This window comes from Rasiella sp. SM2506 (genome assembly GCF_050859505.1).
Classification (GTDB): Bacteria; Bacteroidota; Bacteroidia; order Flavobacteriales; family Flavobacteriaceae; genus Marinirhabdus.
The window spans coordinates 665,617-689,922 of the sequence record NZ_CP193934.1 but is presented as its reverse complement, the minus strand read 5'-3'; the positions used below and the strand labels follow the sequence as shown (position 1 = coordinate 689,922).

Annotated in this window: 23 protein-coding genes; 12 read left to right on the top strand and 11 right to left on the bottom strand. The window is 37.6% G+C overall.

Annotated elements, in window-relative coordinates:
• Positions 1–2: 2 nt before the first annotated feature.
• From ACQ2HF_RS03265 to ACQ2HF_RS03255, 3 genes are all read left to right on the top strand, one after another.
• Positions 3–383: a TraR/DksA family transcriptional regulator gene (locus tag ACQ2HF_RS03265; RefSeq protein ID WP_432412091.1), complete on the top strand. Its 381-nt coding sequence runs from the start codon at positions 3–5 to the stop codon at positions 381–383.
• 103 nt (positions 384–486) lie between these two features.
• A complete protein-coding gene (locus tag ACQ2HF_RS03260; RefSeq protein WP_432412090.1) occupies positions 487–1,119 on the top strand; it encodes a hypothetical protein in 633 nt (210 codons plus the stop codon).
• A gap of 34 nt (positions 1,120–1,153) precedes the next feature.
• Positions 1,154–1,774: a lipoprotein signal peptidase gene (locus tag ACQ2HF_RS03255; RefSeq protein WP_432412089.1), complete on the top strand. Its 621-nt coding sequence runs from the start codon at positions 1,154–1,156 to the stop codon at positions 1,772–1,774.
• Here ACQ2HF_RS03255 and ACQ2HF_RS03250 read toward each other — a convergent pair.
• From ACQ2HF_RS03250 to ACQ2HF_RS03200, 11 genes are all read right to left on the bottom strand, one after another.
• On the bottom strand, positions 1,771–2,913 hold the full coding sequence (locus ACQ2HF_RS03250; protein WP_432412088.1) for a PAS domain-containing protein: 1,143 nt from the start codon (positions 2,911–2,913) through the stop codon (positions 1,771–1,773). The genes ACQ2HF_RS03255 and ACQ2HF_RS03250 overlap by 4 nt on opposite strands.
• A gap of 70 nt (positions 2,914–2,983) precedes the next feature.
• A complete protein-coding gene (locus tag ACQ2HF_RS03245; RefSeq protein WP_432412087.1) occupies positions 2,984–3,370 on the bottom strand; it encodes a DUF2752 domain-containing protein in 387 nt (128 codons plus the stop codon).
• 16 nt (positions 3,371–3,386) lie between these two features.
• Positions 3,387–3,662: a CD225/dispanin family protein gene (locus tag ACQ2HF_RS03240; protein WP_432412086.1), complete on the bottom strand. Its 276-nt coding sequence runs from the start codon at positions 3,660–3,662 to the stop codon at positions 3,387–3,389.
• Between the two features lie 76 nt (positions 3,663–3,738).
• Positions 3,739–4,011: a CD225/dispanin family protein gene (locus tag ACQ2HF_RS03235; RefSeq protein WP_432412085.1), complete on the bottom strand. Its 273-nt coding sequence runs from the start codon at positions 4,009–4,011 to the stop codon at positions 3,739–3,741.
• Between the two features lie 46 nt (positions 4,012–4,057).
• Positions 4,058–4,618, bottom strand: a complete 561-nt coding sequence (locus ACQ2HF_RS03230) for a 5-formyltetrahydrofolate cyclo-ligase (RefSeq protein WP_432412084.1) — start codon at positions 4,616–4,618, stop codon at positions 4,058–4,060.
• Between the two features lie 131 nt (positions 4,619–4,749).
• Complete coding sequence (locus ACQ2HF_RS03225; RefSeq protein ID WP_432412083.1) at positions 4,750–5,745, bottom strand: succinylglutamate desuccinylase/aspartoacylase family protein; 996 nt, start codon at positions 5,743–5,745, stop codon at positions 4,750–4,752.
• Between the two features lie 6 nt (positions 5,746–5,751).
• Positions 5,752–6,624, bottom strand: a complete 873-nt coding sequence (rimK, locus tag ACQ2HF_RS03220) for a 30S ribosomal protein S6--L-glutamate ligase (RefSeq protein ID WP_432412082.1) — start codon at positions 6,622–6,624, stop codon at positions 5,752–5,754.
• The gene (locus tag ACQ2HF_RS03215; protein WP_432412081.1) at positions 6,614–7,045 is read right to left on the bottom strand and encodes an ATP-dependent zinc protease family protein; all 432 of its coding nucleotides are present in this window, start codon (positions 7,043–7,045) and stop codon (positions 6,614–6,616) included. The genes rimK and ACQ2HF_RS03215 overlap by 11 nt, the downstream gene beginning before the upstream one ends.
• 77 nt (positions 7,046–7,122) lie before the next feature.
• A complete protein-coding gene (locus ACQ2HF_RS03210; protein ID WP_432412080.1) occupies positions 7,123–7,995 on the bottom strand; it encodes an ATP-grasp domain-containing protein in 873 nt (290 codons plus the stop codon).
• 57 nt (positions 7,996–8,052) lie between these two features.
• The gene (locus tag ACQ2HF_RS03205; RefSeq protein WP_432412079.1) at positions 8,053–10,275 is read right to left on the bottom strand and encodes a carboxypeptidase-like regulatory domain-containing protein; all 2,223 of its coding nucleotides are present in this window, start codon (positions 10,273–10,275) and stop codon (positions 8,053–8,055) included.
• A 168-nt stretch (positions 10,276–10,443) separates the two neighbouring features.
• A complete protein-coding gene (locus ACQ2HF_RS03200) occupies positions 10,444–10,860 on the bottom strand; it encodes a hypothetical protein (protein WP_432412078.1) in 417 nt (138 codons plus the stop codon).
• A gap of 135 nt (positions 10,861–10,995) precedes the next feature.
• Between ACQ2HF_RS03200 and uvrC the strand changes: the two genes are divergently transcribed.
• From uvrC to ACQ2HF_RS03155, 9 genes are all read left to right on the top strand, one after another.
• Positions 10,996–12,786, top strand: coding sequence for an excinuclease ABC subunit UvrC (uvrC, locus tag ACQ2HF_RS03195; protein ID WP_432412077.1), 1,791 nt, complete (start codon positions 10,996–10,998; stop codon positions 12,784–12,786).
• A 146-nt stretch (positions 12,787–12,932) separates the two neighbouring features.
• Positions 12,933–15,173, top strand: a complete 2,241-nt coding sequence (locus ACQ2HF_RS03190) for a patatin-like phospholipase family protein (RefSeq protein WP_432412076.1) — start codon at positions 12,933–12,935, stop codon at positions 15,171–15,173.
• A 60-nt stretch (positions 15,174–15,233) separates the two neighbouring features.
• Positions 15,234–16,400: a homogentisate 1,2-dioxygenase gene (locus tag ACQ2HF_RS03185; RefSeq protein ID WP_432412075.1), complete on the top strand. Its 1,167-nt coding sequence runs from the start codon at positions 15,234–15,236 to the stop codon at positions 16,398–16,400.
• Between the two features lie 175 nt (positions 16,401–16,575).
• Complete coding sequence (gene hppD, locus ACQ2HF_RS03180) at positions 16,576–17,739, top strand: 4-hydroxyphenylpyruvate dioxygenase (protein ID WP_432412074.1); 1,164 nt, start codon at positions 16,576–16,578, stop codon at positions 17,737–17,739.
• 113 nt (positions 17,740–17,852) lie between these two features.
• Positions 17,853–18,623: a DUF3108 domain-containing protein gene (locus ACQ2HF_RS03175; protein WP_432412073.1), complete on the top strand. Its 771-nt coding sequence runs from the start codon at positions 17,853–17,855 to the stop codon at positions 18,621–18,623.
• A 4-nt stretch (positions 18,624–18,627) separates the two neighbouring features.
• Entirely contained in the window at positions 18,628–19,563 is a 936-nt protein-coding gene (locus ACQ2HF_RS03170) for a tryptophan 2,3-dioxygenase family protein (protein WP_432412072.1), read from the top strand.
• Positions 19,564–19,695: 132 nt separating this feature from the next.
• Positions 19,696–20,940, top strand: coding sequence for a peptidoglycan DD-metalloendopeptidase family protein (locus tag ACQ2HF_RS03165; protein ID WP_432412071.1), 1,245 nt, complete (start codon positions 19,696–19,698; stop codon positions 20,938–20,940).
• A 180-nt stretch (positions 20,941–21,120) separates the two neighbouring features.
• Positions 21,121–23,721, top strand: a complete 2,601-nt coding sequence (locus tag ACQ2HF_RS03160; protein ID WP_432412070.1) for a TonB-dependent receptor domain-containing protein — start codon at positions 21,121–21,123, stop codon at positions 23,719–23,721.
• Positions 23,722–23,824: 103 nt separating this feature from the next.
• Positions 23,825–24,268 carry a hypothetical protein gene (locus tag ACQ2HF_RS03155; protein ID WP_432412069.1) on the top strand — a complete coding sequence of 148 codons (444 nt, stop codon included), beginning with the start codon at positions 23,825–23,827 and terminating at the stop codon, positions 24,266–24,268.
• The last annotated feature ends 38 nt before the right edge of the window (positions 24,269–24,306 follow it).

Sequence of the window (24,306 nt, the reverse complement as noted above, 5' to 3'; positions counted from 1 at the left end):
TTATGGCAGAAGAAACGAAAAACAGATATAGCGACGCTCAACTGGGAGAGTTTAGAGTGCTAATAAATGATAAAATAAAGAAAGCAAAAGAGCAATTAGAATTAATTGAAAGTGCCTATCGAAACGATTCCGATAATGGCACAGACGATACTTCACCAACGTTTAAAGCGTTTGATGAAGGTAGCGAGGTAATGAGCAAGGAAACAGCTTCACAATTGGCTATTAGGCAAGAGAAGTTTATTCGGGATCTTAAAAATGCTTTAATTCGTATTGAAAATAAAACGTACGGAGTATGCCGTGTAACAGGAAAACTAATTAATCCAGAACGATTAAAGTTGGTGCCGCACGCTACGTTAAGTATTGAGGCGAAGAATATGCAATAAATGAGCCAGCATTTTTACAGAAAAATGCGTAGGTGAATTTATCCCGCTGCATAGCGGGGTCTAAAAGCCATATTATAATTTATACTTATAAAACATAAAAGTCATGAAACTTTCAATCGTATTGTTTGGTTTATGGCTTTTTTGCGTTCAACACGTTTGGGGGCAGAAAGAGCTCTCCAGAACGTATTTTGCGGAAGGGATTGAAAATATTAGTATAGATGCCAATGGGGTGCACTCTTTAAACGTTGTCGCTGCCAAAGTTGAAGAAATTTCAGTAAGCGTGCATTTGGAAGGAGAAACTTCGGAAGAAATAGTAATTAAAGAACAGCTAGAGAACAATCAATTGGCATTAGGCTTTAGTTCCTGGCCGCTTGCAAAAACATATAACGATAAGCTTTCGGCACACAAAATTATAAGTGTTGCGGTAACGCTTTCTATTCCGGAGCATCTATTTGTCTCCATCACCTCCAACACAACAGCAGTTTTTGCCGAAGGAACTTTTAAGTCTTTATCCGTAGATATTGAAGATGAGATCTGTGTATTGCAAGATTTTAACGGAGATGCAACCCTTAAAACCAACCGGGGAACCATTCTGGTTTTAGTGCAAAACAAAAGCACTTCTGCCAAAGCAACAACCACCTACGGAACGCTGGAAAATACTTTGAGCAAGTACGGAATTTTTACTATTTATGCCGAAAGTGTTCACGGAAACATTAGCCTGCAACAAACCCAATAATATTCTTTATTTTTGCACCTTCAATACATAAAGAATGTCCTTAAAAAAAGCCATAGCCATTATTATTCTGGTGTTACTGATAGACCAGATTTCAAAAATTTATATCAAGACTACTTTTATTCTAGGCGATGGTTTTGACGTGCTTTCGTGGTTTAAAATTCATTTTGTAGAGAATGAAGGCATGGCTTGGGGAGCTAAAATCCCAGGAGAATACGGGAAATTGTTTTTAACGCTTTTTCGTTTAATTGCTATTGTAGGGATTGGCTATTGGTTATGGGATTCGGTACGTAAAAATGCGTCGCGGGTGCTTATTTTCTCTATAGCGTTGATATTTGCAGGAGCGATGGGAAATATTATAGATTCGGTTTTTTACGGTCTTATTTTTAATGATAGCGCTAGCCAAGTCGCTTCGTTTATGCCTCCAGAGGGAGGCTACGGAACTATTTTTCACGGAAAAGTAGTAGACATGCTTTATTTTCCCTTATGGGAAGGAGTTTTGCCGGCGTGGATACCTTTTTGGGGCGGAACCTATTTCACGTTTTTTGATCCAGTGTTTAACATAGCAGACTCTGCTATAAGTATTGGCTTAATCCTGCTTATTATTTTTAACAAGAAGGCATTTCCGAAGAAAGAGAAAACAGAAACTTCTGCTTAAAATATAATCGTAAATGTGGTGCCACGTTCCAATGTGCTCTCTGCAGAAATAGTACCCCCCAATGCCGTAACTTTATTCTTTAATTGAAAAAGATTTACGTTTTGTGATTGGCAGCCTGCAGATTTGTAGCTCTTTAAATCGAACACTTTCTGCATATCTTCTTGAGTAGAAAAGCCAATACCATTATCCCGAATGAGTAAAGTGGTATTGCCATCATTATCCAAACTGAAAATATTTATACTAGGAGTTCTATCTGGATGTTTATGCTCAATGGCACGAAGAAATAGAGTTTCTAAAATACTTTCAAGATACGTTCTAATGTAATGTACGGTAGGGGCTTCAGAAAAATCTGTATATACTTGTACTTTGTGTTTACTTAATGTGGCTTCAATACGTTGTTGTACCAAAACAGTAACATCCTCAAAATCAATATTTTTTTTAGCAAGTTTTGCTGTATCCTTTATAGAAACTATTTCACTTAGATTGTTTACAGTTTTACAAAGTTCGTTTGTAATTTCTTTGAGGACATTATATAATTCTTTGGCTTCATTAGTGTCTTTTGTGTCACCTAAAAGTTCCAGAGACATACTAATATTACTGGCATGTGATTTGAGGTTGTGAGACGCTAAATTGGCATAACTAAATAGCCTGGAATTTTGCGTCGTAATTGTCTTCATAGATTCCTGCAGCTTTAGCTCTCTATATTTTGCTTGCGTGATGTCCTGAAAAACCCCTTGTACTCCAACAATATTTTCGTCCACGTCGTACATAGGTTTTCCAATGGCGCTAGCCCAAAATACGTCGCCAGTAGCAGTGAGCATTTTTACTTGCGTTTTAAAAGGTTGTCCTTTTGCACAAGCTTTAAAGGTAGCAATGGTGCGCTCTCTTTCTTCTGGAGCGTGAAAATTTAATATATCTGTGAGTGAAGGTGAAAAATTGAGGTCAGCAATTTCTAAAATGCGCTTTCCTTGAGGATCTATAAAACTTGTCTTAGTAATAAAATCTACCCAATAACCTCCTGCTCCGGTTAATAGGGCTATTTCCTTATAATAAAAATCGTCGAAAGGGTTATTTTTATTTGGAGTAGGGGAGTTTTCCTGTAATAAAATTTTCTTTCTCTTTTGAGCTAAAAAATTCATTTCATCATTTAATTTGGTAGGGCAATATATGAAATATTTTTCAATTGTAGGGTTTTTCCTATAAACTAACCTACTCGTATGGAGCCAAATAGCTAAAAGGTGCGTACGGAATATTGCGTAAAACCCAGTAAATTATAGCAACAGCAAAGTATCCATACACAAACCATGGCTTGTAAAATAATTGAACTCTGTGCTCTTTTTGGAAGATATAATTGTAAATCTTGGCGCCAATTCCGTAAAAAACTAAAGGCAAGGACAAGACCATAAACGGATTAAGCCTAAAAGCACTGTAAAATCTAAAATGTAACAAGTGGTGGATAGCCCGTTGGGAGCCACACCCTGCACAATGGTAGCTAGTAAGTGATTTAAAAGGACACCTTAAAAAAAAAGCGTGCTGTGTAGGATTATAATTAAAATACAAGAGTAGTAGCAGTAGGAACAAAAGACTACCGCCCATAACCATGAGTATGCGTTTAAAAGTAGGTTGCACCTTGTAAAGCAAATATAGCAATCATAACTATAATGTATAAAATAACAAGCGCGCCAATGCTTACTGCACTATAAATACTCCATTTTTTGGCATCGTCTGCCGCTTTCTGGGCTTCGGCATAAAAGCCCTGATACCATAATTGTTCCACCTTAGAGGCTTTAATAATGGCAACAACACCTAATGGCATGCAACATAAAATAGTGCTTAAGATAGCCCAAACCATATGGTTGTCTGGAGGGGGTTGTTGTGTTGGATTCATAGCACAAATATAGTATAACTAAAAAAAATACCCTTCTTTATAAACAAGGGTATTTTTAATGAGTAATGAGTATTACTTAAAATCCGCCAGCAGCAACTCCTGCCACGATAAGAATAATGTATAATACCCAGAAAATAGCCGAAACTGCAATACCCCAGATAGCGTATTTTTTAGCGTCGTCTGCACTTTTCTGTGCTCCAGCATGATCTCCCTGAAGCCAAAGTGTTTTTACTTTAGTAGATTTAATAATTGAGACAATGCCAAGTGGCCAGCAAAAAATAATACAGATGATGGCCCACACCAGGTTATTGTCTGGTGGGTTGCCCGCAGGCATGTTTTGATTTTCCATGGTAGTTAACTTTTAAAGATTTGACTACCAATATACAATGGAAAATTTAAAACTTGTAAATTTTTTCTGGAGTAATGCAGTAATCAAGTGGAAAATCTATGTTTTCATTGAGGAGGTATTCTTCAGCTTTAAAGAAAGACACTCCTATTTTTAAACATTCGGGTTTGCATTGCGCTAGAAACCTATCATAAAAACCCTTCCCATACCCTACTCTATTTCCCTGCGTATCGAAAGCTAGCAGAGGCACAAAAACTACATCAAATTGTTGTGGTGGAATGGCAATACCTTCAACAGGTTCTGGGATGCCATATGCTGAAATTTTAATAAGCGTATTTTCCTGTAATAAAATATGTTGCATCTCAAACGTATCAAAATTAGCTTTGGGGACACAGATACTTTTGTCTTTGCCTTGTAGGATGTGCAATAGAAATTCGGTATTGATTTCTTTTTTTTCTGAAATAGATAAGAAAACATGATAATAGGTATTCTCCCAAATAGGAAGTTTGAGTGCCTGATTGGCAATTGCAATGCTTAGATTATCAATGTCTTCTGCCGATAGGGATTGGCGTAGGTCTAAATATTTTTTTCGAAATTCAGCTTTCTGCATGAAATTTTAATTTTTTACATAAATCCCGAAATCACTTATTGATACGTAAGGTTTCGGACTCATTCTAAAAGCGTACTGTTTATTTGAGCATCAAATTAGGGAATCTTTACACGGTATCGAAGGGCTCTCCACTAATTTTCTTCATCTTCAGAATCTGTGTTGTCTGTAGTAGAAATATGAAAAATAGCATCACCCTGGTGTATAATGGGCGTGTGATTTACATTTATGATGTAACCCGAATTGGGTGCTTTTACAATAAAACGCATTTCGCCATAGGGGTCTGTAATAGTTGCTAAAAATTCGTCTTTTTCAACATATTTGTTACAAGCTATTTTAACGTGTAACAAACCACTTCTCTGGGCGCGTATCCATCGGCTTTTTTCTATAATTACTGTTTTCTGAGTAATTTCGGTAGGAGTTATTAATGGATTAAGCATAGTAAGATGCGCCAGTATGCGCACCACACCGTCTACACCATGTTTTACAATATGTTTGTTACTGTCCAGACTTTTTCCACCTTCAAATAGCAAGCTTGGGATATCCATTTTTGCGCACGTAAAACGATAGGATTTACTCAAATTACTGGATAAAACCGTGAAAGGAGCATTAAATATTTCGGCAAGTTTTAAAAGTTTTGGGTTATCTGGTGCCACACGAATTTGTGCCGCATTAAAACGTTGCGCTCCACCTGTGTGAAAGTCTAAACAATAGTCTGCAAGAGGTAAAATTTCCTTTGTAAAATGATACGCAACTCTACTTGCTAAAGACCCTGTTTTGGTTCCTGGGAACACTCTATTAAGGTCGCGACCATCCGGAAAGGTTCTTTCGGCATTTAAAAATCCGAAAATATTGAGAATAGGAATACAGATAATGGTTCCCCTCGTGGGTCGGTTTATTTTTTTGGCAATAACCTGTCGTACCACTTCAACACCATTAATCTCGTCACCGTGAATTCCTGCTGTTAGTAAAACCGTAGGACCTGGCTTTTCCGATCTTGAAATTATAACGGGAATTTCAACCTTAGTAGATGTATACAGTTTGGCAAAACTAAAATTAATGGTCTTGGTTTCTCCCAAAGCCACCTTTTTGCCTAAAATGATAAGATCTGTTGACGGTTTTCTAGTCATTGTTATCTATATGCTACGTTCTATGTATTTAATGATCTCTTTAGCGATATCTTTTCCTGTGGCTTTTTCAATACCCTCTAATCCTGGTGAAGAGTTTACCTCTAGAATTAATGGGCCACGTGCCGATTGTAGCATATCTACTCCGGCAATTCCAAGACCCATTGCTTTGGCGGCTTTAATAGCAGCTGTTTCTTCTTCGTCTGTGAGTTCTATAATTTCGGCGGTGCCACCACGGTGTAAATTGCTTCTAAACTCACCTTCTTTTCCTTGGCGTTTCATAGCACCAACTACACGCCCATCTATCACAATTGCTCTTATATCTGCACCTCCTGCTTCTTTAATAAATTCTTGTACAATTACCCGTGCCTGTAAATTATTAAATGCCTCGATAACGCTCTCGGCTGCTTTTTTTGTTTCAGCCAGAATAACGCCAATTCCTTGAGTTCCTTCCAGTAATTTTATAATAACTGGAGCCCCGCCTACTTGATCTACAATACCCGCTACATTTTTTGAATAGTTGGTAAAAATAGTTTTAGGAAGACCCATGCCAGCTCGAGATAGAATTTGTAAGCTACGTAATTTGTCCCGTGAACGCACCAATGCCATTGACTCTGTTGTGGTAAAGCAGCGCATCATTTCAAATTGTCGTACTACTGCGGTACCATAAAATGTAACTGAAGCGCCAATCCTTGGAATTACAGCATCTACATTTTCAATTTTTTTACCTTTATAATAAACGCAAGGGTTTTTCTTCTCAATAACGATATCACATTTGGTATGGTTAATAATTTCAACTGTGTGCTTTCGTTTCTCGGCAGCTTCTACAATACGTTGCGTAGAATATAAGTTGGGTGCAGCAGATAATATTTTAATGTTCATGTTTCAATTTTAATTTATGCGAAAGGTTTGTTTTATTAATATCTACCACAAAGCGTTTGGTTAAAAATTTACGCCCCAATAAAACAGGGTATTTCATTTCCTCACGGTCACTCAAGGTTAAGAAAATAGGAATTATTTTTCCGAAGAGTTCAATTTCGGTTAAAATACGATAGCGTGTTTGTGAAACACCATTGCTGCTTTTAACCACGCGTACGTCATATTTGTCAAAAATAAATTCTTTTTCGTGATAAGCAGCATGTTCCGGATCTAAAAACACACACTTAAGGTAGCCATCTTCTACCTTCATGTTTTTACAATGAATACTAGAGGTGTAGGCACCTGTGTCTATCTTTACATCAATATCGTGTAAATGTAAGAGTGGGAAATCTGCTTTATCGGTTCTTCCTATGTTTCGTTTCAAAAAGTTGAATTTATTTTGGCTGAAAGGTACTAAAACCACGTACAACACGTGAAATTTGACCGAAATTTATACAAGATTTAACGCTTAGTCCGTTCCAAATATCCAATAATACTTTTAGAAATATTTTTACCTGTAGTGGTTTCAATGCCCTCTAGGCCTGGGGTACTATTTACCTCTAACACTAATGGCCCGCGAGCCGATTGTAAAATATCTACTCCACAAACACTTAAGTTTAAGATTTTGGCTGCTTTAAGCGCTACCTTTTCTTCTTCATAACTAAGCTGAAGTACTTCTGAAGTTCCGCCACGATGTAAATTAGATCTAAAATCTCCTGCCTTGCACTGTCGCCGCATAGCAGCTATTACTACCCCGTCTACTACAATGGCACGTATGTCGGCGCCTTTAGATTCGGCAATATATTCTTGCAAGATAAAATTTACATTACTGGCTTGTAACGTTTCAACGGTAGCGAGTGCATTTTGGTTGCTTTCGGAAAGAATCACTCCCTGCCCGTGCGTTCCTTCCAATATTTTGATGATAACGGGTTTGTCTTTGAATTTCTGAAGCACTACTTCTGCATCATAATACCCTCCTAAAACCGTATTTGGCACTGGAATTTGTGCTTTAACTAATAGCTGAAAGCACGTCCATTTATCACGAGAATTAAAAATGCCTTCCGAAGAAACGGTAGAAGCCACACCCGCAGCTTCAAAATGCCGAACCAACGAAGTGCCTTGAAAAGTGTTACTCGCACCAATGCGTGGAATCACAGCGTTTAGGTCGTCAATAACTTCGTCATGATAATAGAGCACTGCCTTTCCATCTTCTACCGCAAGGTTAAAATATAATGGATTCAAAACTTCCATGGTGTGGTTTCTGGCTTCGCCAGCCTTTATAAGGCTTTGTGTAGAGTACAGGGATTCGCCCCGTGATAAAATAGCAATGTTCATTTAAATACCTTGTTTAGCGCAAGGTAAAAAAAATGAACATCGCTTAATTTAAAATATTTAAAAATTAACCGTAACCTTCCCTCTTATAAAAAACGGCGTTCCTGGTGTAAAGTGAATTTCCTCCACAGCTTCTGGCTCGTTAAACAACCTGCTCTCCGTTGCAAATTGTGTTTCGTTCCATTCTGTGTCGAAGAGATTTTCAACGATTACACTGAAGACGAAGTTTTTATAGGTATAATTTGCGGTTAGATCGGTCACAAAATACCCTTCTGCCACAATACTGTTGTCTTCATTGGCGGGGCGATCTTTGATGTAGCGATAGTTTAATCCGCCAGAAAATGCACCTATATTTTCAAAAGACACACCTCCGGTTGAGGTAACATCTGGAGCCAAGGGTATAAAATCTTCGCCATCAGCTTCTTCTGTACTGCGACCATAGGTATAGTTAATGTCCCCAAAAAGATACAACCAGTTAAAAGCTTCGTAGCGCGCTCCAAAATCTATTCCCGTTCTTCGGGTTTTTCCACTTGGTTCCACAATTCCTGCATCGCCTACATACACAAATTCCTGTTCCAAAAACAAAGCCCAGACGGCGCTGTTTAAAACCAGTTTATCTGTCACTTTATAAATAGCTCCCAGATCTGCTCCGTAGGCAGCTGGTAAAATGTCTTCGCCGTTATTGGCTACTACAACTCTAGCGTCATTGGAGTGAAAACCGATTCCTGTTTTGGCAAACAATTGAAATTGCTGGTTGGGATTATAGGTAGCTTTAAATTTTGGGCTGGCAAAGACCTTGCTTTCGCTTTTGTTGTCGTAGGTTTCGGTCAATTTATTTTCGTAATCGAATTTAAAGTAATCCAACCGGATTTCTGGCGATAAAGTAAAATCTCCAGTGGTATATTTTGTTTTTATAAAACCGAACGTATTTATCTGGTCTACATTTCCAAAGGCAAGGCGTTCCAGTAATTGGTCTCTATTTTTTGTCCGGGAAAGTTGTATGTCGTTCACATCGTCATACCGAACACCGGCTCCTGCGGTGTATTCAAAATCATTTTCAAAGAACGATGTATCTTCTGAATAGGCCGTTTGAAAACCAAGAATAGTTCGATCTTCAAACTGGCGTATTTGATCACCGTTTACCGGATCTTCCAAGAAAAAGGTAAAGTTGGAAAATAATTCAAAATCATAGTGTGAAACATAAGCACTGCTTTCCAATTTTGAATGGTCATTCAGTTTATTTACATGGTTTACTAAGAAATTTGTTCGGCTGGTAGTACCGCCCTCAGTGTCGTCTACGGCACCAAAACGACCTATAAGCCCTGCGTCTACCGCCCGCTGCGGTATTTGCCCCGAAGCGTCCCATTTACTGGTAAAATGTGAGGCTAAAAGTGATATTTTTTGATCTCCTGCAAGTTCAAAAGTATATTTTCCCATAATATTAAACCGGTTAAAATTCTGTGGAGATTCATACGGGCCGTCAAATGTATTTAATGAACTTGCTACATACGCATTAGATGTCTCGGTTTCCAATAACTTAAAAACACCAACGGTTCTAAATGCATTGAAATCACCAATTTCTTGCGAAATAAAGCTGTTTTTCACGTTATCTTTTGTCTTAAATGCTACGTAACCAGCAGTTGTAAAATCGCCTCGTTCGGCATAATAAGGTCCTTTGCCGAATTCAATTTTATCTAAGGTTTCAGGAATTAAAAAATGCAAATCGCTGTAGCCTTGTCCGTGGGCGTGGGATACCATGTTTACAGGGAGTCCATCTACCGTTAAGTTAATATCGGTCCCGTGGTCTATATCGAACCCACGCAGAAAAATTTGTTCTGCTTTCCCACCACCAGCGTGTTGGCCAATGATAAGTCCAGGAACCTTCCGCAGTATTTCTTGGGAGTTTTTCACGGGATTATTTTCAAGGTCTATGTTTACGATGCTATTAAGGACATCTACTTTTGGACTAATAACTATTTGCTCCAGAGACACTGCATTTTGAGTAAGTATAATGGTAATTTGAGTATTTGAATCTGCAGTTTTTACCGTATATGTGTACGGCGAAAAACCCAGATACGAGAAATAAAGTTTGTCGTTAGTAGTTGTTTTATCAATGGTAAATTCGCCATTGGCGTTGGTGTGTGAGTGTGTACTGCTATTTTTGTTAAAGATGGCAACGTCTTCAATTGGTTGGTTATTTTGGTTTGTTACTACACCACTTAAGGTCTGTGCTTTTACAAATGCACAACAGAGGAGTACAACCCATAAGAGTTTACTTTTCATATAATTGATTTAGGATTGAGTAGTCATTTCGAAATTTCAACATGCAAAGCATAGGTTGACAGGAGGTATCACATAGCCTGCTAAAAAAGGATGCTTAATACACCTATTCTAACAGATACGATCTTTCACTGTGTTTTGAAATAACAATAAATTTTTTAAAAATTGGAATTATGAAAAGTCGTCTTCGGGAGGGGGAAGTACGAAGGAAAGTGAAACCGAATAGGGTCCAAAAGTGTAGTTGAAGTTTTTTTCTGAAATAATTTGTAAGCTGCTATTTTCAAAAGCATACTGTTGTAATATGTGTTTATCCAGCTTAAGTTCTTTTACGGATTGCTCGTCCCCTTGTGTGTTGTCTTGAAATAAATTATTGAAAAACGCAAGCGCCTTATGTTCATGGCCGTGGGAGACGTCTAGCGTATGTGCAAGATCGTGTGAGTGATTGCTATTGGTACTTAAGATCGTGTGTTCCAGCTTATGAAAGCCATCTGCCAACGGTTGTTGCAAGGGAGCCAAGCAATACAAAGTAGCCACGAAGAGAATCGCAGTAGTTTGGAGTAGTTTAAGAATACGTAATGGTTGGCTCAAGGTTAGTACGTTTGGATAAAGTACGGAATAAATAAGGGTACTGGTTTTATGAGCTGTTGGGTTTAACCCAATCTTAACAGAATTTGAATGATGAAAATTTCTGCTAAAAAATAAATACCAAGTATCTTTACGGGTATGGCAGAAGCTTCGGTACCCTTACAAATTTCAACCCTTCCCAACGCGCCTGGTGTTTATCAATATTACGATAAAGACGGGAAGTTGCTTTATGTGGGGAAGGCGAAAGACTTAAAGAAAAGGGTAAATTCTTATTTTACAAAACAGCACGACAATGCCCGAACACGCTTGTTGGTACGTCGTATACAAGATATTAAACATATTGTGGTAGCGACCGAAACCGATGCGCTGTTGCTGGAAAATAATCTTATAAAAAAATACCAGCCCAAGTATAATGTGATGCTCAAGGACGACAAAAGTTATCCGTGGATTTGTATTAAAAATGAACGTTTTCCAAGGGTATTCCCTACGCGGCGATTCATTAAAGATGGCTCCGAATATTTTGGACCGTACACCAGTATGAAAACGGTGCACACCTTATTGGATTTAATTAAAGGATTGTACCCGTTACGAACCTGTAATTACGATTTAGCCGAAGAAAAAATTCGCGCAGATAAATATAAAGTGTGTTTAGAATACCATCTTGGCAATTGCGCAGGACCTTGTGAAGGTTTACATTCTGAAAAAAGCTATAACGAAAATATTGATGCCATTCGAAACATTATAAAAGGGAATTTTAAGGAATCGCTCGGTAATTTTAAAAATCAGATGAAGAATTTTGCTGAGGATTTACAATTTGAAGATGCACAGCGGGTTAAGGAGAAGATTGACGTGCTGGAAAACTATCAGGTAAAAAGCACTGTGGTAAACCCGAAGATTAACAATGTAGATGTGTTTAGCATCGTTAGTGACGAAGGGTATGCGTACGTAAATTACTTACAACTATCTTTTGGGAGTATCATTAGGAGTAACACCTTAGAGATTAAAAAGAAGCTGGAAGAAACCGACAAGCAACTGCTAGAGTTGGCTGTTGTGGAATTACGACAACGTTTCAACTCTCAGTGTAAAGAATTATATGTACCTTTTAAAATAGAAGTAGAACAAGGTGTAAAGTTGCACATTCCACAAGTGGGTGATAAGAAGAAAATCTTAGATATGTCTATTCGTAATGCGAAGTATTACAGGATGGAGCGTTTTAAACAGGCAAAAATAGTAGACCCAGACCGTCATGAAAAACGCATCATGGCGCAGATGAAAAAAGATTTACGATTATCTGAAGAACCACGTCATATTGAGTGTTTTGACAACAGTAACATTCAAGGAACAAATCCAGTCGCAGCCTGTGTGGTCTTCAAAAACGGAAAACCAAGTAAAAAAGACTATCGTAAGTTTAACATAAAAACAGTGGAAGGTCCGGACGATTTCGCGTCGATGGAGGAAGTTGTGTATAGACGGTATAAAAGATTGAAAGAAGAAGAGCAACCCTTGCCGCAACTCATCATCATAGATGGAGGAAAGGGACAGTTGTCAAGCTCGTTAAAAGCGCTGGACAAGTTAGAGCTTCGTGGAAAAATTGCTATTGTAGGAATTGCCAAACGCTTGGAAGAATTGTTTTATCCAGACGATCCTATTCCGTTATATTTAGATAAAAAATCTGAAACTTTAAAAATTATTCAACAATTAAGGAACGAGGCGCACCGTTTTGGAATTACCTTTCACCGTGATAAACGCAGTAAGGAAGCTCTAGAGTCTGGTTTAGAATCTATTTCGGGAATTGGCGAAAAAACTATTGTAGAATTATTGAAGAAATTTAAAAGCACCAAGCGCATAGAAAAAGCAAGCTTCGAAGATTTGGCAAATGTGGTAGGTGCAAGCAGGGCTAAAAAAATTGTGACGTATTTTCAGAAATAGCTGAGGAGACGAGACGTTGAGTGAATTTCTAAGAAAAAAGTTAGAAAAATTAATAACATAATTATCAAGATTACTAGCGTATATCTGAATAAGATTTTTTACCTAAACACCTAAACACCTAAACACCTAAACACCTAAACACCTAATTGAAATACACACTCTATATACTAATCCTCCTACTGGCTTGTTCTGCATTTGCACAAGATGTGGTAAAAGACGATCCAAAAGTGGGTCTTGTTTTAAGCGGAGGTGGCGCAAAAGGTTTGGCGCATATTGGCGTGCTTAAAAAGATTGAAGAAGCCGGTATTCGTATAGATTATATTGGTGGCACCAGTATGGGAGCAATTATTGGAGGATTATATGCTGCTGGATATTCTGCCAATCAGTTAGATTCTATTTTCAACGCGGTAGATTTTGACAGGTTGATACAGGATAATATTCCGCGGAGTGCAAAAACTTTTTATGAAAAAAATGAAACCGATACCTATGCAATAACCCTTCCTTTTGAGGGATTTCAGATTAGGTTGCCCTCTGGAATTTCAAAAGGCCAAAATGTGTACAATCTTTTCAGTAAACTTACAGATCACGTAAGTGATGTAGAAGACTTTAGCAAGCTGCCTATTCCATTTTTATGTGTAGCTACCAACATCGAAAACGGCAAGGCCATTGTGCTGGAACGTGGGTATTTGCCAAGGGCAATTTCAGCTAGTGGTGCGTTACCGTCGTTATTCAGTCCTGTATATATAGACGATATGTTGTTGGTAGATGGCGGTGTTATAAACAATTATCCTGTAGATGAAATTAGAAAAAAAGGGATAGACATAATTATTGGTGTAGATGTGCAGGATAGCTTGCGAGATCGCACAAACTTACTCTCTGGATTAGAAGTATTAACACAGATTAATAATTTCCGAACCATAAGTGATATGAAGGTGAAGCGCGGAAAAACCGATATTTACTTAAATCCAAATATTAAAGATTTTACCGTCGTGGCATTTAATGAAGGCAAAAAAATTATTGAGGCCGGCTATGAAGAAGCAAGCACTAGAATGACCGAACTGGAGGCTCTGGCAGCGCGACAAAAGCCTCGCGAGAAATTAAAAGTTGAATTCAGAAAAGAAACCTCACTTTATATTACCGACGTTGCTATAGAAGGTAATGAAAACTACAGCAGGTCCTACATTTTAGGTAAGTTAAAGCTGAAGACTCCTGCGCAAATTTCATATAAAAAACTGAACTTAGGGATTAATAACCTTTCTGCTACGGGTAATTTTTCGGATATTAATTACCGGCTTATTGAAGGCGAAGAAGGAAAATACAAATTGCAATTTCAGTTAAGAGAAAGTGATGTAAAAACACTATTGCGTTTTGGTGCTCATTATGACGATTTGTTTAAGACAGGTGCCTTGCTAAATGTTACGCGCAAAAGATTATTCACCAATAATGACATAGCTTCGCTGGATTTTGTTGTGGGCGATAATATTAGGTATAATTTTAACTATTATATAGACAAAGGTTATTATTGGAGTATTGGTGTAAATTCTAGTTTCGATTTTTTTGATAAAAGTGTACCGGTTTCTTTTGTTTATTCTGAAAACACCTTAGCGGAGGATGAAATACAAACACAACTTAACGAAATTGAATTGGAATACAGCGATCTTACCAATCAAATTTACGTAGAAACCCTTTTTAGACGGAGCTTTTTATTGGGAGCAGGCGTGGAGCATAAAAAATTAAGGTACCTCTCCAAAACCATTGGTTTGGATCAAGACAACAATCCACGAACCTTTTTTGAAAATACAAATTATTTTAGCACGTACGGGTATTTGGCATACGATACGTATGATAACTCATTTTTCCCTAAAGAAGGGGTATTCTTTTCGGGTGACTTCCATTTGTATCTTTTTGGAGAAGGTCTGAATGAAAATTTTGAAAGCTTTAGTATTGCAAAAGCCAAGGCAGGGTATGCAAAATCTTTTAATAAACTTACAGCCCAGATTACTACCGAAGGGGGCTTTAAAATTGGAAATAATGACACCCGTTCTTTGGACTTTTTTGTGGGAGGTTTCGGTTTTAAAGAAATAAATAATATTGTACCATTATATGGATATGAAGCTTTGACGCTCCGAGGAAATACGTATTTAAAGAGTTCACTTATTTTTGATTATGAAATTTTCCGAAAAAACCATATTAATATTGGTGCTAATATCGCCAATATAGGAGACAATCTCTTCGAAAATGGGGGCTGGATTGATGGTGTAGATAACAGCGGTATTTTTTTAGGATATGGATTAGAAACCTTTTTAGGGCCTATACAGCTAAAATATGCCTATTCTCCAGAGCGCGATGCTAGTGTATGGTATGTGAGTGCCGGGTTTAAGTTTTAGGGATTTGTTATTACCTACTGCGCTAAAATTTTCCGATATTTGTATCAAACACAAGTAGCTATGCCTTTATACCACAAACTAGGAAAAATACCACCCAAGCGCCATACGCAATTTAGAAAAGAAGATGGCAGCTTATATTCTGAGCAATTGTTTGGAACCATTGGCTTTGATGGTATGTATAGTAATTCGTACCATGAACAGCGCCCAACACAGGTAAAAGAAATAAAAAAACAATACAGCGTAGCGCCTAAGATTGCAAAGAAAAATAACATGCAATCCTATCGCTTTCGTGGGTTTCAAGTAGCTCCAGAAAAGGATTATTTGGAAAGTCGGAAAGCGGTCTTAACCAATAGCGATTGTACCATTATTCTGGCTGCACCGCAAGAAAGCCAAGACCATTATTTCTATAAAAATACCGATGCAGATGAACTTATCTTCATCCACAAAGGCAGTGGAAAACTAAGAACCCATTTAGGAAATCTGGATTTTAAATATGGTGATTATCTTGTGATTCCGAGAGGGATGATTTATAAAATGCAATTTGATGATGCCGATAATAGATTGTTTATTGTAGAGTCCAGAAGACCCATATACACTCCAAAACGCTATAGAAACTGGTTCGGACAATTGCTGGAACATTCTCCATTTTGCGAACGTGATATTCGCAAGCCGTACGAATTGGAAACCAATGACGAAAGTGGTGAGTTTTTGATGAAAGTTAAAAAAGGCGATGAAATTTTTGATATGGTTTATGCCAGTCATCCATTCGATGTAGTTGGGTATGATGGATATAATTATCCGTATGCCTTCTCCATACATGATTTTGAGCCTATTACAGGTAGAATCCACCAGCCGCCACCGGTACATCAAACTTTTGAGACCGATGCTTTTGTAGTGTGTAGTTTTGTACCACGACTGTACGATTATCATCCAAAAAGTATTCCCGCACCTTACAACCATAGCAATATAGATAGTGATGAAGTGTTGTATTATGTAGATGGAGATTTTATGAGCCGAAACGATGTAGACGCAGGGCATATTTCGCTGCACCCAGCAGGAATTCCACACGGGCCACACCCAGGAAGTGTGGAAAGAAGTATTGGTAAAGTTAGAACAGACGAACTCGCAGTTATGGTAGATACTTTCAAACCTTTAATGGTGACAGAAGAAGCACTAAAGATTGCAGATGAAACCTATTACCAATCCTGGTTGGACGGAAAACACTAGAAAATGATACACTTTGCAAACAGAAAAGCTATCACACCACACGGAAGAGCTATGTGGTAACTTTAACTACTTAAGCAACATGTCTGGTTGAGCGGTTCTACTGAGCGTAGTCGAAGTGCAGTCGAAATCTCAATCGAAGGACTTTTTAATTTTTCGACATAAATTAGAAAACATCATGCCAAAAGAAATAAAAAACTTAAAAGACCTACAGAACACCGAATACGGACTCAAAAAACTGTTTGCCGATGCTGAGGATTTTCTTCCGCTACTTGGAACAGATTATGTTGAATTATATGTGGGGAATGCAAAACAAGCCGCCCATTTTTACAAAACAGCATTTGGGTTCCAGTCGCACGCCTATGCAGGATTGGAAACTGGTTTAAAAGACCGGGTTTCGTATGTGTTGAAGCAGGATAAAATTAAACTGGTACTTACATCACCTCTAAACAAAGGAGGAGATATAAATCGCCATATCGATGAGCACGGGGATGCCGCAAAAGTAATTGCACTTTGGGTAGACGATGCCACGAAAGCGTTCGAAGAAACTACAAAAAGAGGCGCAAAACCTTATTTTGAACCTAGAAAAGAAGAAGATGAGCATGGACATGTGATCAAATCTGGAATTTATACCTACGGAGAAACGGTACATGTTTTTATTGAAAGAAAAAATTACAACGGAATCTTCCTTCCTGGCTTCGAAAAATGGGAGTCGCATTACAATCCAGAGCCGGTAGGACTTAAGTTTATCGACCATATTGTTGGGAATGTAGGCTGGAACGAAATGAACAAATGGTGTAAGTTTTATGCCGAAGTAATGGGCTTTGCTCAAATTATTTCGTTTGCAGACGATGATATTGCAACCGAATTTACCGCCTTGATGAGTAAAGTAATGAGTAACGGTAACGGTCGGATAAAATTCCCAATCAATGAACCTGCCAAAGCCGAAAAGAAATCACAAATTGAAGAATACCTGGATTTTTATAATGGAGCAGGGGTGCAACATTTAGCGCTAGCAACAGATGATATTGTTGCAACGGTTTCAGCAATGCGTGATAGAGGGGTAGAATTTTTACACGTACCAGACACTTATTATGATGATATTACCGAACGTGTTGGCGAAATAGACGAGGATATAAGCCTCCTTAAAGAACACGGGATTTTAATAGACCGGGATGAAGAAGGCTACTTATTGCAACTTTTCACCAACAATGTATTGGATAGACCCACCATGTTCATTGAAATTATACAACGAAAAGGAGCGCAAAGCTTCGGGGTTGGAAACTTTAAAGCATTGTTTGAAGCCATTGAGCGTCAACAAGCACGCAGAGGAACACTTTAATATAAAGTAACAAAAAGCAAACTCCATCGTTTGTATTGATGGGGTTTTCTTTTTTGGAACAATACTTGTAATTTGACTTTTATATTAAAACTCGAAGCCCTCAAAACCCTACTATGAAAAATATCTTCACATTCTTTTTGCTATTTATAAGTATGCTAGCCTTTTCTCAAGAGAAAGCCTATGGAGATGGAGAATGGTTTAAATTCAGGATTCATTATGGGTTTGTGACGGCAGGGTACGCAACGCTTCAGGTAGACAATGCTGTTCTTGACGGGAAAGAAGTTTACCATATAAAAGGAGAAGGGGTTACTACAGGAATGAGTAAGTTTTTCTTTAAAGTGGAAGATTATTACGATTCTTATGTAGATAAGCAGAAAGACATTCCGTATAAATTTATTAGAAAAATAGACGAAGGGGGACACACGAAAGACATAGAAGTAGATTTTAACCACAAATCCGGTAAAGCGCTTGTACACAATAAAAAACACCAAACTAAGGAATTAGTAGATTTTCCTAAAGATGCGCAGGATATGGTATCTGCATTCTATTACCTGCGAAATAATTTGGACACCCAAAATATTCAAGTAGGTGAAACAATAAATATGAACATGTTTTTTGACGATGAATCGTATAAGTTTAAATTGAAATTCTTAGGAAGAGAAGAACTCAATACCGAATTTGGCAAAGTACCCACTTTAAAATTTAGACCCTACGTGCAGGCAGGTCGCGTCTTTAAAGAGAAAGAAAGCTTAACCGTTTGGGTAACAGACGATGGTAATAAAATGCCAGTACTTATTAAAGCAGATTTAGCCGTGGGTTCTTTAAAAGCTAGCTTAGTTCAGTTTAAAGGTTTGAGGCATTCTTTCAGAATTGTTGTAGATTAGCACTGTGAAAAATAAAGCCGAAGAACGACTACAATTACTAAAGCAGCTGGAAGAAAAATACCAGTTGCTAGATCAGGATTTAAACACTCATTTAGAAGGTCTTTTGCATAGTAAACCCATTAATTATTGGGATTATATACAAACCGATGCGCTCTTAAGTCTTCAGCGACAAGAAACTACTTTTCCCGATGAGATGGTCTTTATTATGTACCATCAAGTAAACGAATTACTTTTCAAAATGATGCTTTGGGAAATTCAGCAAATTTCCTATAAAGAAGGATTAACAGCTCAGTTTTTTTCTGAAAGATTAGGTCGTATTAGTCGCTATTTCGATATGTTGACGTCTTCATTCGAAATTATGACACAAGGAATGGAAGTGGAGCAGTATCTTAAATTCAGAAATACACTAGCTCCCGCCAGTGGTTTTCAAAGTGCACAATACAGAAAAATTGAATTTGCGTGTACAGATTTATTAAATTTAATTGATGCGCGTTTCAGAAAAACAATAGACCGTAATACCCCTTTTGCCCATGCTTTCGAGCACTTATACTGGCAGGCTGCGGGCAAAGATTATCATACTGGCAAAAAAAGTTACACCCTAAGTCAGTTTGAAGTGAAATATAGAAAGGAATTTATACGTTCCATGAAGGAGTACAACACTATAAACATCTATGCGAGATTTATGGCGTTGCCCGAGGAAGCTCGAACAAATAAAGATTTGATTGCCGCTATGCGCCATTTGGATAGAACCATAAATATTACATGGGTGATGGCACATTACAATACAGCTTCCAAGTACTTAAATCATGGAAAAGAACCCGAAGCCGCTACCGGTGGTAGTGAATGGGCAAAATACATGCATCCAAAGTATCAAAAAAGAATTTTTTTCCCTTCAGTCTGGTCTCAGGAAGAACTGGATACTTGGGGGGAAAATGTGTAAAGAATCATTCAGTAATTAAGTACTTTTGCTGAAACTTGATTTCTTACTAAGATTGATATAAAATAAATAGAATTACAAGTCTTTCCGTCAAAATTATTGTTTTTATAAAGGAGAGATAAAAAAAATGATAGATTGAGCAAAACGATTGCAGCCTTTAGAAACCTTATTAGCCTACTCCTTATCTTACTCGTTTTCCTAGCCTGCGAAGAAAACGATGCAGAAATTGTAGAAATCACCCCCGAACCACTGCCCGTGCTGGTCGAAGAATTTGGGTATACTTTAAACGATTTTAACGTCATACGAGATACCATTCGCCCTGGAGATACCTTTGGAGATATTTTGGATGCTTACGGTGTATCCAACCAGGATATTCTTGAAGTAGCAACAAAATTCAGAGATAGTTTTGATGTTCGTAGGATTGTAGTTGGTAAACCGTATGTGTTATTGAATTCTAAAGATTCTTTAAATAAAACTGAAATTTTCATATACCAAAACAACACCGTAGATTTTGCGGTGGTGGACTTTAGAGACACTTTAAATGTGTATACAGCCGTAAAACCTGTGACATTTATAGAAAGAGAAGTTTCTGGAATTATTACAAGATCCCTGCCTCATACGTTGAAAGAGCAAAATTTAAATTATGGCCTTGGCAGCAGAATGGCAAGCATTTTTGCCTGGACTGTAAATTTTTACGGCCTGCAGAAAGGAGACAACTTTAAATTAATTTATACCGAAAAATATATAAACGATACCATTCCAGCTGGTATTGACGAAATAAAAGCGGCGTATTTTGAACATCGCGGGAAGCCAATTTATGCCTTTCAGTATGAAAAAGATAGCATAACAGGTGAAACAGATTATTATGACGAAAATGCCGATAATTTAAGACGGGCATTTTTGAAATCTCCTATCGAATTTGATTACCGAATTTCCTCTCCCTATAATTTGAAACGCCGGATTAAATATTACGGTTACAAGCTGAGACCTCATAAGGGTACCGATTTTGCTGCAGGAATAGGTACACCCATCATTGCCACGGCAGATGGAACGGTGACTGAATCTGAAAGAAGAGGAGGTAACGGGAACTATGTAAAACTAAAACACAACGGCACCTACGAGACACAATACCTCCACATGAAAAATAGAAATGTGCGTCCGGGACAATATGTACGTCAAGGTGATGTAATTGGCTGGGTTGGTATGACAGGAAACACCGGAGGCCCTCATGTGTGTTACCGTTTTTGGAAAAATGGCAAACAAGTAGATCCATTTAAAGAAGACCTCCCTTTTTCTACTCCATTAGAAGAACAATATCACCAAGGCTATTTTAACTACATTCCTTCAATAAAAGAACGGTTAGATTGCATTATTTATTAAGTTTTAACGGTTGTTTTGTTGATAACGTGTTGCTAATTAAAACACACCGCCTCAATTGTTTACCTCTTTTCATTGTACTTTTGAACAAGAATTAATTAGTTAGCGTTTTCTTAACATTCCTATTTTTTTTATATAAATATTGAATGTATTTTTGCGCCAAATCTAAACAGTTAAACAATTATGAAAAAACTTTTACTTTTAACATTGTTATTAGCCGGATTTACGGCTTTTTCACAAGGAACAGTTACAGGAACTGTAATTGACGAAGATTTGGGAGGAAGTCTTCCCAATGCAAACATTATTGAAGTTGGAACAACCAATGGTGCAATTGCAGATTTTGATGGAAACTTTACAATGCCAGTTTCTTCAAACTCTGGAACTATTGAAATAAGTTACATTGGCTTTGTACGTAGAACCGTAAAGTACACACTTACGAATGGTACTGCAGATTTAGGTAACCTTAATCTTTTGGCAGATGCAAACACGCTTAACGAAGTAGTGGTTGTTGGTACAGGAGTAATCGATTTAGCTGAAGATCGTAGAACACCAGTAGCAGTTTCAACAATTACACAAAAAGATATTGAATTAAAAGTTGCTGGTAATGCTGAATTTACCGAAGCTTGGAAGAACACTCCTTCGGTTTATGTAGCTAATCAAGCAGGTGGATTTGGAGATAGTCAAGTATTCCTACGTGGTTTTGACGATACGAACACAGCTTTCTTATTAAACGGACAGCCAATTAATGGTCAGGAAGACGGACGTATGTACTGGTCTAACTGGTCTGGTATGAGTGATGTAGCTAACGCAGTACAAGTACAGCGTGGTTTAGGATCTTCTAAACTGGCTATTTCTTCTGTAGGGGGTACCGTAAACATTATCTCAAAAACTACAGATGCTAAAGAAGGTGGTTTTGTACGTTTTTTAGGTGGTAACGATAGCTACTTTAAAGGCACTGTTGGATACAACTCTGGATTAAGTGAGAAAGGATGGGCATTTTCTGTATTGCTGGATCACTGGCAAGCACATAGAAAGTATGCCATTGGAACTGCAGGACAGGGACAAAGCTATTTATTCTCTGTAGGATATAAGCCAAGCGAAAAACACGCTTTTAATTTCCTATTAACAGGTGCTCCACAATGGCACGATCAAAATTTCTCTAACAGTTTAGATACGTATGCTGCATTTGGAGAAAAATATAACGGTAACACTGGTTTTTTAGATGGTGAGCGTTATACTGAAAGAAGAAACTATTACCACAAGCCAGTGGCTAACTTAAACTGGGATTTTGAAATTAGTGAAACAGCAGACCTTTCTACCGTAGCATATGCCTCTTGGGGACGTGGTGGTGGAACCGGAATGTTAGGTAATGGAAGTAGAGTGAGACTGGACAATGGAGAGATAGACTTTGACGCCATCGTTCAAAATAACGTTAACGATAGCGATAATGGGATTGGTAGCTTCGGAAATTCTAGAATAAGAAGATCTTCAGTAAACAACCATAACTGGTACGGATTACTTTCTAACCTGAATTTAAAATCTGGTGAAAACTTAAGTTTCAACTTAGGTATTGATGGCCGTTTATACAAAGGAGATCACTGGAGACAAGTAAATGACTTGTTAGGTCTTACAGGCTTCCAAGATAATTTCAACACAAACCGTCCAGACGATTATACGTTTACTGAAGAGTTTGAAGCAAATCCGTATGCTGCTTTGTTTAACTCTGCAGATGAAGACCAACGTACACAGTATGACTATTCTGAGAACATTAACTACATTGGTGGTTTTGGACAAGCAGAATATGCAACCGATAAATTTTCAGTGTTCTTCCAAGGAGCTGTTTCTACACAGTCTTTCCAAAGAACAGGTCGTTTTGTTGGAACAGGAAACGGTTTAGGCGATTCTGAGAAACTTTCAAAAATAGGATACAATGTAAAAGGGGGTGCGTCTTTCAATATTACTGAAGAGCACGCAATTTTTGCAAATGCAGGTTTCTTCTCTAAGCAGCCTTACTTAGACAATATCTTTAGAGATGTTAGAAATAGTAATGACTTAGTAGAACCAGAAATTGACAATGAAGAAATTACAGGTTTTGAAGCTGGATACCGTTATGAAAAGGACAATTTTCGTTTAAATATAGATGTTTACAGAACAGAGTGGGGTAACCGTTTCCTTTCTGTAGGAGCACAGGATAATTCAGACCCTAACAATCCAGTATTCTTTACAGATCGTTTCACAAACCTAACTCAAATTCACCAAGGATTAGAATTTGACCTTGAGTATCGTCATGATTCTGGAATTTGGAGATTAAAAGGATATGGATCTATTGGTAACTGGAAGTACGATGGTGTAACTCCTTTTACACGTCAAAACGATGATACCAATGTATTTGTTATTACCGATGGTGAGTTGGACCTTACAGGGACTAAAGTTGGTAATGCACCACAAACCTCGTTTGGAGCAGGAATAAACGTAAGATTAGCAGACGGACTTTCTGTAGACGGTAATTATAATATTTATACAGACCTGTATGGTTTTGTAGATCCTAACGATGTAATTGCCTCTGCACAAGTTGGAGATCGTTACCAGGCTGTGAGATTACCAGCGTATACATTAGGAGATGCAGGACTTACATATAACTTTACATTAGGAGGTCAGAGAATGACATTCCGTACAAACGTTTACAACGTATTTAACGAAGCTTATATCAACCAGGCTGATGCCTTTGGTATATTCTTAGGAGTTGGTAGAACTTACAATGCCAGTATTAAATACAAGTTCTAATACAATTAGAATTAATTATATAAGACCGCTCCTAAACAGGAGCGGTTTTTTTATGGAATATAAGTACCTTTACGTTATCACTAAACTAGTAAACTAGATTATTATGTACACAACCATTCAATTTATACATTCCTATTGGGCCTATTTGGTCGTTTTTGTAGTACTTATTGCCACCATTAATGCCTTGGCAGGATATATAGGTAATAAAGAGTATAGTCCTAAAGATTTTAGACTGGCGCTTTTCGCTTTAATAACTACGCACATACAATTTTTAATAGGGCTGGTATTGTATTTTGTATCTCCTTTAGGCGTACAGAACATCACCAATGTTGGCATGGCAGAAGTGATGGGAAACAGTCTATATAGATTGTATGCGGTAGAGCACCCCCTTGTAATGATTCTAACAGTAGTTTTCATTACCATAGGATATTCAAAGCATAAAAAGAAATTGGTAAGCAAACCAAAATTTAAAATGCTCGCTATATTTTATAGCATAGCGCTCATTTTATTGTTAAGCCGAATTCCCTGGGTACAGTGGTTAGGATAAAATTTTATAAGCAAAAAATAACTTTATGGAAGTACAGT

What these genes read in the sequence shown, in the direction of transcription:
- ACQ2HF_RS03160 (WP_432412070.1), top strand. Translation starts at nt 21,121, where the DNA reads ATGAAAAAACTTTTACTTTTAACATTGTTATTAGCCGGATTTACGGCT.
- ACQ2HF_RS03250 (WP_432412088.1), bottom strand. Translation starts at nt 2,913, where the DNA reads ATGAATTTTTTAGCTCAAAAGAGAAAGAAAATTTTATTACAGGAAAAC.
- ACQ2HF_RS03260 (WP_432412090.1), top strand. Translation starts at nt 487, where the DNA reads ATGAAACTTTCAATCGTATTGTTTGGTTTATGGCTTTTTTGCGTTCAA.
- rimK (WP_432412082.1), bottom strand. Translation starts at nt 6,624, where the DNA reads ATGAACATTAAAATATTATCTGCTGCACCCAACTTATATTCTACGCAA.
- ACQ2HF_RS03240 (WP_432412086.1), bottom strand. Translation starts at nt 3,662, where the DNA reads ATGAATCCAACACAACAACCCCCTCCAGACAACCATATGGTTTGGGCT.
- ACQ2HF_RS03155 (WP_432412069.1), top strand. Translation starts at nt 23,825, where the DNA reads ATGTACACAACCATTCAATTTATACATTCCTATTGGGCCTATTTGGTC.
- ACQ2HF_RS03175 (WP_432412073.1), top strand. Translation starts at nt 17,853, where the DNA reads ATGAAAAATATCTTCACATTCTTTTTGCTATTTATAAGTATGCTAGCC.
- ACQ2HF_RS03230 (WP_432412084.1), bottom strand. Translation starts at nt 4,618, where the DNA reads ATGCAGAAAGCTGAATTTCGAAAAAAATATTTAGACCTACGCCAATCC.
- ACQ2HF_RS03205 (WP_432412079.1), bottom strand. Translation starts at nt 10,275, where the DNA reads ATGAAAAGTAAACTCTTATGGGTTGTACTCCTCTGTTGTGCATTTGTA.
- ACQ2HF_RS03210 (WP_432412080.1), bottom strand. Translation starts at nt 7,995, where the DNA reads ATGAACATTGCTATTTTATCACGGGGCGAATCCCTGTACTCTACACAA.
- uvrC (WP_432412077.1), top strand. Translation starts at nt 10,996, where the DNA reads ATGGCAGAAGCTTCGGTACCCTTACAAATTTCAACCCTTCCCAACGCG.
- hppD (WP_432412074.1), top strand. Translation starts at nt 16,576, where the DNA reads ATGCCAAAAGAAATAAAAAACTTAAAAGACCTACAGAACACCGAATAC.
- ACQ2HF_RS03255 (WP_432412089.1), top strand. Translation starts at nt 1,154, where the DNA reads ATGTCCTTAAAAAAAGCCATAGCCATTATTATTCTGGTGTTACTGATA.
- ACQ2HF_RS03245 (WP_432412087.1), bottom strand. Translation starts at nt 3,370, where the DNA reads ATGGGCGGTAGTCTTTTGTTCCTACTGCTACTACTCTTGTATTTTAAT.
- ACQ2HF_RS03235 (WP_432412085.1), bottom strand. Translation starts at nt 4,011, where the DNA reads ATGGAAAATCAAAACATGCCTGCGGGCAACCCACCAGACAATAACCTG.
- ACQ2HF_RS03185 (WP_432412075.1), top strand. Translation starts at nt 15,234, where the DNA reads ATGCCTTTATACCACAAACTAGGAAAAATACCACCCAAGCGCCATACG.
- ACQ2HF_RS03265 (WP_432412091.1), top strand. Translation starts at nt 3, where the DNA reads ATGGCAGAAGAAACGAAAAACAGATATAGCGACGCTCAACTGGGAGAG.
- ACQ2HF_RS03225 (WP_432412083.1), bottom strand. Translation starts at nt 5,745, where the DNA reads ATGACTAGAAAACCGTCAACAGATCTTATCATTTTAGGCAAAAAGGTG.